Source organism: Streptomyces murinus (genome assembly GCF_002154555.1).
Taxonomy (GTDB): domain Bacteria; phylum Actinomycetota; class Actinomycetes; order Streptomycetales; family Streptomycetaceae; genus Streptomyces; species Streptomyces murinus.
In genome coordinates, this window is sequence record NZ_MUNF01000409.1 from 1 (window position 1) to 12,259 (window position 12,259).

Sequence of the window (12,259 nt, forward strand, 5' to 3'; positions counted from 1 at the left end):
CGCTGCGCCGTACGCGCGTCGAGCTTGTACGGCCCGACGCGCGTACGGCGCAGCGCGGTGAGGTGTCCGCCGACGCCCAGGTCGGCGCCCAGGTCGCGGGCGAGCGCGCGGATGTAGGTGCCGGAGGAGCAGACGACGGAGACGACCAGGTCCAGGACCGGGGTGCCGTCCTCGGCGACGGCGTCGCGGACGTCGTACACCGTGAAGGAGGAGACGGTCACCGGGCGCGCCGGGATCTCGAACTCCTCGCCCTCGCGGGCCCGCTTGTACGACCGTACGCCGTCGATCTTGATGGCGCTGACCTTGGACGGGACCTGCATGATGGCGCCGGACAGCTTGGCGATACCGGCGTCGATGGCCTCCCGGGTCACCTTGGAGGCGTCGGTGGACGAGGTGATCTCGCCTTCGGCGTCGTCGGTGAGGGTGTTCTGGCCCAGCCGTACGGTGCCCAGGTACTCCTTCTCGGTCAGCGCGAGGTGACCGAGGAGCTTGGTGGCGCGCTCGACACCGAGGACCAGTACGCCGGTCGCCATCGGGTCGAGGGTGCCGGCGTGGCCGACGCGGCGGGTCCGGGCGATCCCGCGCATCTTGGCGACCACGTCGTGCGAAGTGAAGCCCGACGGCTTGTCGACGATGACAAGGCCGTCGGGCGTGGTGTGCTTCTGCGTCATTCCGCGGCGTCGCCGTCCGTCTCGTCGTCCGCCGGCTTGCGGTACGGGTCCGCGCCGCCGGCGTAGCTGGCGCCCGAGGAGGTCTCGCGCACCTTGGCGTCGGACTGCCGGGCCTTGTCGAGGAGGTCCTCGATGGTCTTGGCGGTGTCCGGCAGGGCGTCCGCGACGAAGGTGAGGGTCGGGGTGAACTTCACCCCGGCCGCGCGGCCGACCTCGGAGCGCAGGATGCCCTTGGCGCTCTCCAGGCCCGCCGCGGCGGCCGTCCGCTCCTCTTCGTCCCCGTACACCGTGTAGAAGACGGTCGCCTCCCGCAGGTCACCCGTCACGCGGGTGTCCGTGATGGTGACGTGCGAGCCGAGCCGCGGGTCCTTGATCCCGCGCTGCAGCTTCTGGGCAACCACCTCTCGGATGAGGTCCGCCAGCCTTTTCGCCCGCGCGTTGTCGGCCACTGGTCCAGCTCCCGTTCTTTCCTGATTCCTTGGTCTTTGATCCGTGGTCTTTGTTCCGCGGTCCGTGTCAGTCGTCGTCGCCGTGGAAGCGGCGGCGTACGGACAGCAGCTCCACCTCCGGGCGGGCGGCGACCAGCCGTTCGCACCGGTCCAGTACGTCCGTGACGTGCGCCGCGTCGCCGGAGACCACGGCCAGGCCGATGATCGTCCGCCGGTGGAGGTTCATGTGGTCCACCTCGGCCGCGCTCACGGAGTACTTCCGCTGGAGTTCGGCGACGATCGGGCGGACGACGGAGCGCTTCTCCTTCAGCGAGTGGACGTCGCCGAGGAGGAGGTCGAAGGACAGAGTCCCCACGTACATGTGTGTTGCCGGTTCACCCGCCGGTACGGGATCGATGGCCCCTGCGCCGGGTGGCCGGGGACATCAAGAAACGGTACCGCGTGCGGGGCGCCGGCTCGACAGGGTTTCCCCGCGGAGGCGGCTCCGGCGGCGGCCCTCGCCCCGCTGAGTCCGCCCAGGACGACGCGGTGCCCACGCTCCGGTCGCCGGGAGCTGCAGGCCCTCCAGCCGCCTCAAGGCCGAAGCCGGACGCCCCGGGGCACTGCCCCGAGCCGTCCGGCCACTGTCCAGCCGACCGCGTCTGGTGGGTGGGCAACCGCCGGCCGACAGGTATCCCCGTCGGCCGGCGGCAACCGTCCGCCGGTTACGCTCGCGGCTTCTCGCGCATCTCGTACGTCGCGATGACGTCGTCGACCTTGATGTCGTTGAAGTTTCCGAGGTTGATACCGCCCTCGAAGCCTTCGCGGATCTCGGTGACGTCGTCCTTGAAGCGACGCAGGCCCTCGATGGTGAGGTTCTCCGCGATGACCTTGCCGTCGCGCAGGAGGCGGGCCTTCGTGTTGCGGCGGACCTCGCCGGACCTGACGAGCACACCGGCGAGGTTGCCCAGCTTGGACGAGCGGAAGACCTCGCGGATCTCCGCCGTACCGAGCTCGACCTCTTCGTACTCCGGCTTGAGCATGCCCTTGAGGGCCGCCTCGATCTCCTCGATCGCCTGGTAGATGACCGAGTAGTACCGGACGTCGACGCCCTCGCGCTCCGCCATCTGCGCGGCACGACCGGCCGCACGGACGTTGAAGCCGATGACGATGGCGTCCGAGCCCATGGCCAGGTCGATGTCGGACTCCGTGACCGCACCGACACCGCGGTGCAGGACGCGGATGTCGACCTCTTCGCCGACGTCCAGCTGGAGCAGCGAGGACTCGAGGGCCTCGACCGAACCGGAAGCGTCACCCTTGATGATCAGGTTCAGCTGCTGGACCTCGCCGGCCTTGAGCACCTTGTCCAGGTCCTCCAGGGAGACACGGCGCGTGCGCTTCGCGAAGGCCGCGTTGCGCTCACGGGCCGCACGCTTCTCCGCGATCTGGCGGGCCGTACGGTCCTCCTCGACCACGATGAAGTTGTCACCGGCACCCGGGACGTTGGTCAGACCCAGGACCTGGACCGGCGTCGACGGTCCGGCCTCGGCGACGGTGTTGCCGCTGTCGTCCAGCATCGCGCGGACACGGCCGTACGCGTCGCCGACCACCATGGTGTCGCCGACCCGCAGCGTGCCTCGCTGCACCAGGACCGTCGCGACCGCACCGCGACCGCGGTCCAGGCGGGACTCGATCGCAATACCCTGCGCGTCCTGGTGGGGGTTGGCACGGAGGTCCAGCGCCGCGTCCGCGGTGAGGACGACCGCCTCCAAGAGGCTGTCGATGTGCAGACCCTGCTTGGCGGAGATGTCGACGAACATGGTGTCGCCGCCGTACTCCTCGGCCACCAGGCCGTACTCGGTCAGCTGACCGCGCACCTTGGTCGGGTCGGCGCCCTCGACGTCGATCTTGTTGACCGCGACCACGATCGGCACCTCGGCCGCCTTGGCGTGGTTCAGCGCCTCGACCGTCTGCGGCATGACGCCGTCGTTGGCCGCGACGACCAGGATCGCGATGTCCGTCGACCGGGCACCACGGGCACGCATGGCGGTGAACGCCTCGTGACCCGGGGTGTCGATGAAGGTGATCGCGCGGTCCTCGCCGTTGACGTGGGTCGCGACCTGGTAGGCACCGATGTGCTGGGTGATGCCGCCGGCCTCGCCCGCGATGACGTTCGTCTTGCGGATGGCGTCGAGGAGTCGGGTCTTACCGTGGTCGACGTGACCCATGACGGTCACGACCGGCGGACGGACGACCAGGTCTTCCTCGGTGCCCTCGTTCTCGCCGAACTCCAGGTCGAAGGACTCGAGCAGCTCGCGGTCCTCCTCCTCGGGGCTGACGATCTGAACCGTGTAGTTCATCTCGCCGGCGAGCAGGTGCAGCGTCTCGTCGGAGACGGACTGCGTCGCGGTGACCATCTCGCCGAGGTTCATCATGACCGCGACGAGGGACGCCGGGTTGGCGTTGATCTTCTCCGCGAAGTCGGTGAGCGACGCGCCGCGGGAGAGACGGATGGTCTCGCCGCCGCCGCGCGGCAGCATCACGCCGCCGACGCTCGGGGCCTGCATGGCCTCGTACTCCTGGCGACGCTGCCGCTTCGACTTGCGACCACGACGCGCGGGACCACCGGGACGGCCGAAGGCACCCTGCGTGCCACCACGGCCACCGGGGCCGCCGGGACGACCACCGAAGCCGGGACGACCGCCACCACCGGGGCCGCCGCCGAAGCCGCCGCCACCGCCACCGGGACGACCGGCGAAACCGCCGCCGCCACCCGGACGGGCACCGCCGCCACCGCCACCGGGACGACCGGCGAAGCCGCCGCCACCAGGACGACCGCCGCCGCCACCGCCGGGACGACCGGCACCGGCCGGACCACGGCCGCCGGGGCCGGGACGCGGGCCGGCAGCGGGACGCTGCGGCATCATGCCGGGGTTCGGACGCGGGCCGCCGGGACGCGGGGCGCCGCCCTGCGGACGGGGCATCGCGCCCGGAGTCGGACGCGCGCCACCGGGAGCCTGGGGACGCGGACCGCCGCCCTGGGCGCCGGGCGCCTGCGGACGGGGACCGGCGCCGGGGGCGCCGCCGGGACGCGGGCCACCCTGCGGACGGGGCGCCTGCGGGCGCGCCATGCCGGTGGAGCCGCCGGAAGTGAAGGGGTTGTTACCCGGACGCGGGCCGGAGGGACGGGCACCCGGACGCGGGGCCTGACCACCGGAACGCGGCGCACCCTGGCCCGGACGGGCCTGACCCTGACCGGGGGCCGGACGGCCACCGGGCTTGGGGGCACCGGGACGGGCGCCACCGGGACGCGGACCCTGCGCGGCCGGAGCCTGCGGGGTCTGGGCGGCCGGAGCGGCCGGCGGAGCGGTGAACTCCGGAGCGGCCGGGGCCGGACGCGGCGCGGGCTTGGGGCCCGGACGCGGACCCGAGGCCGGCGAGGACGCGGCGGGAGCCTGCGGAGCCGCGGGAGCCGCCGGGGCGGCCGGCTGCTGCGCGGCCGGCGTCGCCGGCTTGGGCGCCGGCGGCTTCGGGGCAGCCGGACGTGCCGCCTGCACCGGAGACGGTGCGGCGGGCTTGGGGGAAGCCTTGCGCGGGGCGGGCTTGGCGGACTTGCCGCTGCCACCACCCTGGAAGGCGTCGGTCAGCTTACGTACAACCGGCGCTTCGATGGTCGAAGACGCCGAACGGACGAATTCACCGAGTTCCTGGAGCTTGGCCATGACGACCTTGCTCTCGACACCGAACTCCTTGGCGAGTTCGTAGACCCGGACCTTAGCCACTTCGCTCCTTTGAGGTCCGGGTGAAGCCGGACCGTCGCTAGTTCATGGGCGTACTCATCGCGTACTCATCGAGTGCTCATCGCAATCTCGACCTGCTTTCGACTCGCGAGGTACCAAGCCGCACGGGGTTCCGTACGGCATGTCTTACGGCGTTGCCTGCTCGGCAACTGTTGCCTGCTCGACGTATCGGCGCAACGCCTTTGTGTCGAGCGCTCCCGGGGCGCGCAGTGCCCGCGGCAACACCCGGCGGCGTACCGCCTGGTCGAGACAGACCAGGGCGGGGTGCAGATACGCACCCCGGCCGGGCAGCGTACCGCGCGGATCGGGGACACATTCGTCCTCGCTCCGCACGATCCGCAGGAGATCGTTCTTGGCCGCCCGCTCCCGGCACCCCACACAGGTGCGTTCAGGGCATGCTCCGGCATGCGTCCGGCCAGACACGGCTAAGTCTACCTCCCCGCACCGACCTCACCCCTTCGGGGGAAAGATCGAACGGCTGTTGTCGTAATCCAAGCCACTCACGGCCTGGATCCATTCCCTGGCGGCGTCAGCTCCGCAGGCCCTGGCGGCGTCTACTCCGCCGGCTGCTCGGTGTCGGGCCGGATGTCGATGCGCCAGCCGGTGAGCCGGGCGGCGAGGCGGGCGTTCTGCCCCTCCTTGCCGATCGCCAGCGACAGCTGGTAGTCCGGCACGGTCACCCGGGCGGAGCGGGAGGCGAGGTCCACGACCTCCACCTTGCTCACCCGAGCGGGTGACAGGGCGTTCGCCACCATCTCCGCCGGGTCGTCCGACCAGTCGACGATGTCGATCTTCTCGCCGTTCAGCTCGCCCATCACATTGCGCACCCGGCCGCCCATCGGGCCGATGCAGGCACCCTTGGCGTTCAGACCCGAGCGGGTGGAGCGGACGGCGATCTTGGTGCGGTGGCCGGCCTCGCGGGCGATGGCCGCGATCTCCACCGAACCGTCGGCGATCTCCGGCACCTCAAGGGCGAAGAGCTTCTTCACCAGGTTCGGGTGGGTGCGCGAGAGCGTCACGGACGGGCCGCGCACGCCCTTGGCGACCCGGACCACGTACGAGCGCAGGCGCTGGCCGTGCGGGTAGGTCTCGCCGGGCACCTGCTCCTGCACCGGCAGGATGGCCTCCAGCTTGCCGATGTCCACCAGTACGTTCTTCGGGTCGCGGCCCTGCTGGACCACGCCGGTGACGATGTCGCCCTCACGCCCCGCGTACTCGCCGAGCGTCGCGTCGTCCTCGGCGTCGCGCAGGCGCTGGAGGATCACCTGCTTGGCGGTGGTGGCGGCGATGCGCCCGAAGCCCGAGGGGGTGTCGTCGAACTCCCGCGGCTCCTGCCCCTCCTCCAGGTCCTCGGGGTCCTCCTTCGCCCACACGGTCACATGCCCGGTCTGCCGGTTGAGCTCCACGCGCGCGTGTCGGCGGCTTCCCTCGGTGCGGTGGTAGGCGATGAGGAGGGCCGACTCGATCGCTTCGACCAGCAGGTCGAAGGAGATCTCCTTCTCCCTGACCAAGCCCCGCAGGGCGCTCATGTCGATATCCACGGCTACGCCTCCTCTTCCTTCTTGTCCTTGGTGTCCTTGCGGTTGAACTCGACCTGCACGCGGGCCTTCGCGATCTGCGGGAAGGCGATCCGGCGCGTGGTGGCCTTGCGGCCCTTGACGCCGGGCACCTCGACGTCGAGGCCCTCCTCGTCCACGGCCAGGATCCGCGCGACCAGCTCGCCGTCCTCGGTCAGCTGGAACTTCACCAGCCGGTCCGTGGCGCGCACGAAGTGCCGGTGCTCGGTGAGGGGGCGCTCGGCGCCGGGGGTCCCGACCTCCAGGTCGTACGCGGCGTCACCCATCGCCTCGGTCTCGTCCAGCTTCGCCGAGAGCGCACGGCTCACATCGGCGATCGCGTCCAGGTCCGCCCCGGAGTCGGAGTCGACGACCACGCGCAGCACCCGCTTGCGTCCGACGGAGTCGACAGCGATCTCTTCGAGATCCAGCCCCTGGGAGGTGACGAGCGGTTCGAGCAGCTCTCGCAGCCTCTCGCTCTGGGTGGTGCTCATCCGGGTGACTCCTCGGCCGCGTGTGCTGTTGTGTGATGGGTCGCGTGTCTGGTCAAAGGGTATCCGGTCGCGGGGTGTGTTGCCGTCCACCTGTGGACAACCCCGCGTGGGACGGGTGAGCCGGGCCGGTGCCGGTGACCGGTATCGGACAGGTGCGCGGGTACGGTGATCACGGGCGCCTCGTCGCGCACTGCTCTTCTTCTTGTCGTTTCTTCTTGTCGTTCTTGTCGTACGAGTTCCCCGAGGACGTCTGCCGTGCCGTACCCCTCGCCACCGCGCACCCCCTCGGGGCCGCGCGTCCGCAGAAGAACCCTGCTCGCCTCGGCCGCCGGCGCCGCCCTGCTGGCGGGCTGCACATCCGGTGCCGGCTCCGGCGGCGACGACCCCTCGGCCACCGAGCGGGCCCGCGCGCAGGCCGCCGCGGACAGCGCGACACTGCTGGGGCGCTACGACGCCGTGCTCACGGCGTTCCCCGACCTCGCGGAGCGGCTGCGCCCGCTGCGCACCGAGGTCGCGGCCCATGCCGCCGCGTTCCGGGAGGGTACGACCCCCACGGCGACCCCCTCGGGCTCCCCCTCCCCTTCCGCCTCACGGTCGCCGGTACCGGTACCCGCGACCGCCAAGGACGCCCTCGCCTCGCTGGCCGCCGCCGAGCGGGCGCTCGCCGACCGGCGGGCCAAGGCGCTGCTGGACGTGCCGGGCGAGTCGGCGCGGCTGCTGGCCGCCACGGCGGCGGCCGGTGCCGCGCACGCGTATCTGCTGACGACGGGGGCCGCGAAGTGAGCGACGACGACAAGAAGACCGAACTGGCCGCGTTTCAAGCTGCGTTGGCGGCAGAGCACGCGGCGGTGTACGGGTACGGCGTGGTCGGCGGCCGCGTCGACGACCGGCGCCGGAGCGAGGCGAAGGCGGCGTACGACGCCCACCGGGCCCGGCGGGACGCGCTGGCCCGTGAGGTGCGGGACCTGGGCGGCCGGCCGGTGGCGGCGAGCGCGGCCTACGCCCTGCCGTTCGCGGTCCACGACCCGGCCGACGCGGTACGGCTCGCCGCGCGCCTGGAGCAGCGGGTGGCCGGGGTCTACGCCGACCTGGTGCGCTCGACGACCGGCGCGCGGCGCACCTCGGCCGCTGGGGCGCTGCGCGAGGCCGCGGTGCGGGCGGTGGCCTGGAGCGGACAGAGCGTAGCCTTCCCGGGGCTCGCCGAGCGGGCGGGCGAGGGCACGGGGACCGGCACGGACACCGGGACCGGCACGGACACGGGGACCGGCACGGACACGGGGACCGGGACGGGGGCCGCGGGCGCGGCGCCGTCGGGGTCCGCGGCGACGGCCCGCTGAGCGTCGTACGAGCGTTGTGAGGGCTGCGTACGACGGCCACCGGACGGACGAGGATCACGAGGAAGGGAACGGCTCGCGCATGGCTTTCGAACCGCCGCGGCGCCTGGTGCGGGCACTCGGGGAGACGGCACCGGCCGGGGACGACTGGCTGGCCCGGCTGCCCGGGATCGCCGAACGGGCCGTGGCGCGGCGGGAGTTGACCGTCGAGCGGGTGCAGGTGCCCGGGGGTCGCAGCAGCCTGGTGGTGCTGGTGCGGCAGGCGGACGGCACCCCGGCGGTGCTGAAGCTGGCCCCGCCCAGGGCCCGGCCGGAGAGCGAGCGGGCGGCGCTGGCGCACTGGGGCGGGCGGGGTGCCGTACAGCTGCTGGCGTCGGACGCGGACGACAGCGCGGAGGGGGCACTGCTGCTGGAGCGGCTGCACCCGGATGTCTCGGTGCGGTCGCTGCCGGAGGCGAAGGCGCTGCTGGAGGCGGCGGGCACGCTGCGGCGGCTGTGGGTGGAGCCGCCCGCGGACCATGTCTTCGAGACCGTCGCCGAGCGCACCGGGCGGCAGGCGGTGGCGATGCGGGCGGGCGCGGAGCGGGATCTTGAGGTGGCAGCGCTGGTGGACGCGGCGCTGGTGGACGCGGCGCTGGCGGCGCGGGACGACCTGCTGGTGGCGCCGCCGGAGGAGCGGTTGCTGCACGGCACGTTCCGGCAGAGCAAGGTGCTGGCCGGGGAGCGGCTGCCGTGGCTCGCGGTGGGTCCCGACCCGGTGGTCGGGGAGAACGCGTTCGATCTGGCGCGGCTGGTGCGGGACCGGGTGGAGGATCTGATCGCCTCGCCCGCGGGCGCGTCCATCACCCGGCGGCGGATCAAGCGGCTCGCGGAGTCGCTGGAGGTGGACCAGGAGCGGCTGCGGGGGTGGACGCTGTTCCGCGCGGTGGAGTCGGGCGTGCGTGCGGTACGGGTCGGCAGGCCGCGGGACGGGGAGCTGCTGCTGGAGTTCGCCGGGTGGCTCTAGGAACGCCGTAAAGGTGTAACCAGTCCCCACGCCCTTGTGGGCCGGAAACCGGTTACACCTTTACACCTGGGTCAATTACGCCTGGGGCAATTTCTCAGGCGGTCAGGCGCGCGATCGCGTCCTCCACGGACACTTCCTCGCGCTCACCGGTCTTGCGGTCCTTCAGCTCCAGGACGCCCTCGGCCGAGCGGCGGCCGGCGACGAGGATCTGGGGGACGCCGATCAGTTCGGCGTCGGTGAACTTGACGCCCGGGGAGACACCGGCGCGGTCGTCGACGAGGACGCGGACGCCCGCGGCGGCCAGCTTGCCCGCGACGTCGAGGGCCAGCTCGGTCTGGAGGGCCTTGCCGGCGGCGACCACGTGTACGTCGGCCGGAGCGATCTCCTTGGGCCAGCACAGGCCCTGCTCGTCGGCGGTCTGCTCGGCGAGCGCGGCGACGGCGCGGGAGACGCCGATGCCGTAGGAGCCCATGGTGACGCGGACCGGCTTGCCGTTCTGGCCGAGGACATCGAGCTTGAGGGCGTCGGCGTACTTGCGGCCCAGCTGGAAGATGTGGCCGATCTCGATGGCGCGGTCCAGCTTCAGGCCGGTGCCGCACTTGGGGCAGGGGTCGCCCTCCTGGACCACGACGACGTCCACGTACTCGTCGACCTCGAAGTCACGTCCGGCGACGACGTTCTTGGCGTGGGTGTCCGCCTTGTTGGCGCCGGTGATCCAGGCGGTGCCGGGGGCGACGCGGGGGTCGGCGATGTACGTGACCTTCTCGCCGAGGCCCTGCGGGCCGACATAGCCGCGCACCAGGTCGGGGCGGTCCGCGAAGTCCGCCTCGGTGACCATCTCGACGGTGGCGGGCGCGAAGTGCTCCTCGACCTTGCCGAGGTCCACCTCGCGGTCGCCGGGCACGCCCACGGCGACGATCTCGCCGTCCACCTTGACCAGCAGGTTCTTCAGCGTGTCGGAGGCCTGGACGCCGAGCGAGGCGGCCAGCGTCTCGATGGTCGGGGTGGCGGGCGTGGGGATCTCCTCCAGCGCGGGCACGGCGGAGCCGTCGACGGGCTGGAGCGCGTAGTTGATCGCCTCGGTGTTCGCGGCGAAGTCGCAGTTCGGGCAGTCCGCGAAGGTGTCCTCGCCGGCCTCGGCGGGGGCCAGGAACTCCTCCGACTTGGAGCCGCCCATGGCGCCGGCGGTGGCCGCGACGATCCGGTAGTCGAGGCCGAGGCGCGCGAAGATCCGCTGGTAGGCCTCGCGGTGCCGGGCGTACGCCTCGGCGAGGCCCTCGTCGGCGGTGTCGAAGGAGTACGAGTCCTTCATCAGGAACTCGCGGCCGCGCAGGATGCCGGCGCGGGGGCGGGCCTCGTCGCGGAACTTGCTCTGGATCTGGTAGAGGATCACCGGCAGGTCCTTGTAGGACGTGCACTGGTCCTTGACCAGCAGGGTGAAGATCTCCTCGTGCGTGGGGCCGAGGAGGTAGTCGCCGCCCTTGCGGTCCTTGAGCCGGAACAGCTCCTGGCCGTACTCGTCCCAGCGGCCGGTGGCGTCGTAGGGCTCGCGGGGCAGCAGGGCGGGGAGCAGCACTTCCTGGGCGCCGATGGCGTCCATCTCCTCGCGTACGACGCGCTCCACGTTGGCGAGGACCTTCTTGCCCAGGGGCAGCCAGGACCAGATGCCGGCGGCGGTGCGGCGGACGTAACCGGCGCGGACGAGGAGCTTGTGGCTGAGGACCTCGGCGTCCGCCGGGTCGTCGCGCAGCGTCTTCGCCATCAACTGGGACATGCGCTGGACCGGTGCGTTGGCCATGGTTCTCGTACTCCTGCCAGATATGCGGTGATGGCATAGGAGGTTAGCCGGGCTTGCCGGGCGGGCGGAAATCGGTTAACGCCTCATCGCCTGCGCAGCGGCAGCGGGGCCCCCATGACGGCGTACGGGCGCGGTGCGCTCGGGAAGTGGACGCGGCGGGCGAGGTCGACGTAGCCGAGGGAGTGGTAGAGGCCGCGGGCGGGGCTGTCGGTGTCGATCGCGGAGAGGATCGAGCGGGGTTCGGCGGCCGAGTCGGTGATCCTGGTGATCAGCCGGCGTCCGATGCCCCGGTTCTGGTGGTCCGGGTGGACGTGCAGCTCGGTGATCACGAAGGAGTCGTCCAGCCACTCGGCGTTGCCGGCCGCGCGCAGATACGGCTCGACGACCGTCGACCACCAGTGGGTGCGGGAGTTGGGCATGCCGTAGACGAAGCCGACGAGGAGCCCCCCGGCGGTCGCGCCGAGGGCCCGTGCGCCCGGGAACTGCATATGGCGCTGGACGATCTGGCGCCGTACGGAGACTTCGTCCGGGCCGAGTCCGAACGCCACCGCTTGGACCGCCAGGGCCTCGTCCACGCGGGCCGCCAGGTCCAGGGGGCCGATCGCTAGATCCATGCCGGGAGCGTATCCGGGTTCAGAACAGCACACTCATGAAGGCGCCGATCTCCTGGAAGCCCACCCTGCGGTACGTGCGGCGGGCCGCGGTGTTGAAGTCGTTGACGTACAGGCTGACCACGGGCGCCACGTCGGCCAGGGCGTAGCGCAGGACGGCCGCCATGGCCGGGGCGGCGAGGCCCTTGCCGCGGTGTTCGGGGGCCACCCAGACGCCCTGGATCTGGCAGGCCTGGGAGGTCGCCGCGCCGATCTCGGCCTTGAAGACGACCTTGCCGTCCTTGTCCAGGCGGGCGAAGGACCGCCCGGAGCCGACGAGTTCGGCGACCCGGGCCTGGTAGAGCAGACCGCCGTCGCCGGACAGCGGCGACACCCCGACCTCCTCGGTGAACATCGCCACGCACGCCGGCATGATCGTCTCCATCTCGTCCTTGCGGACGCGGCGGACGTAGGGGTCCGGGGCGATGTCGTCGGGCATCCGGTCGGTGACCATCAGGGGCTGCTGGGACCCCACTGGGGTCCCGCCCGGGAGGTCAGGTCCCAGCAGCCCCTGATGGTCAC

General features: G+C 72.1%; 13 protein-coding genes. 3 read left to right on the forward strand and 10 right to left on the reverse strand.

Features of this window, described 5'->3' with window-relative positions:
• The 7 genes from truB to rimP form a co-directional block, all read right to left on the reverse strand.
• Positions 1-671, reverse strand: a 671-nt coding sequence (gene truB, locus CCN72_RS24090; RefSeq protein ID WP_107430146.1) for a tRNA pseudouridine(55) synthase TruB, incomplete at its 3' end; no start/stop codon positions are given.
• Complete coding sequence (gene rbfA, locus CCN72_RS24095) at positions 668-1,120, reverse strand: 30S ribosome-binding factor RbfA (RefSeq protein WP_086809507.1); 453 nt, start codon at positions 1,118-1,120, stop codon at positions 668-670. The genes rbfA and truB, both read right to left, overlap by 4 nt.
• Positions 1,121-1,187: 67 nt before the next feature.
• Entirely contained in the window at positions 1,188-1,481 is a 294-nt protein-coding gene (locus CCN72_RS24100) for a DUF503 domain-containing protein (protein WP_086809508.1), read from the reverse strand.
• 343 nt (positions 1,482-1,824) lie between these two features.
• Positions 1,825-4,881: a translation initiation factor IF-2 gene (gene infB, locus CCN72_RS24105; protein WP_086809510.1), complete on the reverse strand. Its 3,057-nt coding sequence runs from the start codon at positions 4,879-4,881 to the stop codon at positions 1,825-1,827.
• 144 nt (positions 4,882-5,025) lie between these two features.
• A complete protein-coding gene (locus CCN72_RS24110) occupies positions 5,026-5,322 on the reverse strand; it encodes a YlxR family protein (RefSeq protein ID WP_078967300.1) in 297 nt (98 codons plus the stop codon).
• Positions 5,323-5,453: 131 nt separating this feature from the next.
• Positions 5,454-6,440, reverse strand: a complete 987-nt coding sequence (gene nusA, locus CCN72_RS24115; protein WP_037654457.1) for a transcription termination factor NusA — start codon at positions 6,438-6,440, stop codon at positions 5,454-5,456.
• Between the two features lie 2 nt (positions 6,441-6,442).
• Positions 6,443-6,949, reverse strand: a complete 507-nt coding sequence (rimP, locus tag CCN72_RS24120) for a ribosome maturation factor RimP (RefSeq protein WP_086809512.1) — start codon at positions 6,947-6,949, stop codon at positions 6,443-6,445.
• Positions 6,950-7,204: 255 nt separating this feature from the next.
• On the opposite strand from rimP, the gene CCN72_RS24130 reads away from it, so the two are divergent.
• From CCN72_RS24130 to CCN72_RS24140, 3 genes are all read left to right on the forward strand, one after another.
• Positions 7,205-7,732: a hypothetical protein gene (locus tag CCN72_RS24130; protein ID WP_086809515.1), complete on the forward strand. Its 528-nt coding sequence runs from the start codon at positions 7,205-7,207 to the stop codon at positions 7,730-7,732.
• The gene (locus CCN72_RS24135; RefSeq protein WP_086809518.1) at positions 7,729-8,286 is read left to right on the forward strand and encodes a ferritin-like domain-containing protein; all 558 of its coding nucleotides are present in this window, start codon (positions 7,729-7,731) and stop codon (positions 8,284-8,286) included. Before CCN72_RS24130 ends, CCN72_RS24135 begins: the two co-directional genes overlap by 4 nt.
• Positions 8,287-8,365: 79 nt before the next feature.
• Positions 8,366-9,289, forward strand: coding sequence for an aminoglycoside phosphotransferase family protein (locus tag CCN72_RS24140; protein WP_086809520.1), 924 nt, complete (start codon positions 8,366-8,368; stop codon positions 9,287-9,289).
• A gap of 94 nt (positions 9,290-9,383) precedes the next feature.
• Here the strand turns inward: CCN72_RS24140 and CCN72_RS24145 are convergent, their stop codons facing one another.
• From CCN72_RS24145 to CCN72_RS24155, 3 genes are all read right to left on the reverse strand, one after another.
• The gene (locus CCN72_RS24145) at positions 9,384-11,087 is read right to left on the reverse strand and encodes a proline--tRNA ligase (protein ID WP_086809522.1); all 1,704 of its coding nucleotides are present in this window, start codon (positions 11,085-11,087) and stop codon (positions 9,384-9,386) included.
• An 83-nt stretch (positions 11,088-11,170) separates the two neighbouring features.
• A complete protein-coding gene (locus tag CCN72_RS24150; RefSeq protein WP_037654466.1) occupies positions 11,171-11,701 on the reverse strand; it encodes a GNAT family N-acetyltransferase in 531 nt (176 codons plus the stop codon).
• 19 nt (positions 11,702-11,720) lie between these two features.
• Positions 11,721-12,259 (reverse strand): GNAT family N-acetyltransferase (locus CCN72_RS24155; protein ID WP_143664184.1); only part of this gene is annotated, 539 nt, incomplete at its 5' end.

Excerpts from the sequence above, each read along its gene's own strand:
- CCN72_RS24100 (WP_086809508.1), bottom strand. The coding sequence starts at position 1,481 with ATGTACGTGGGGACTCTGTCCTTCGACCTCCTCCTCGGCGACGTCCAC.
- rimP (WP_086809512.1), bottom strand. The coding sequence starts at position 6,949 with ATGAGCACCACCCAGAGCGAGAGGCTGCGAGAGCTGCTCGAACCGCTC.
- CCN72_RS24140 (WP_086809520.1), top strand. The coding sequence starts at position 8,366 with ATGGCTTTCGAACCGCCGCGGCGCCTGGTGCGGGCACTCGGGGAGACG.
- CCN72_RS24145 (WP_086809522.1), bottom strand. The coding sequence starts at position 11,087 with ATGGCCAACGCACCGGTCCAGCGCATGTCCCAGTTGATGGCGAAGACG.
- CCN72_RS24150 (WP_037654466.1), bottom strand. The coding sequence starts at position 11,701 with ATGGATCTAGCGATCGGCCCCCTGGACCTGGCGGCCCGCGTGGACGAG.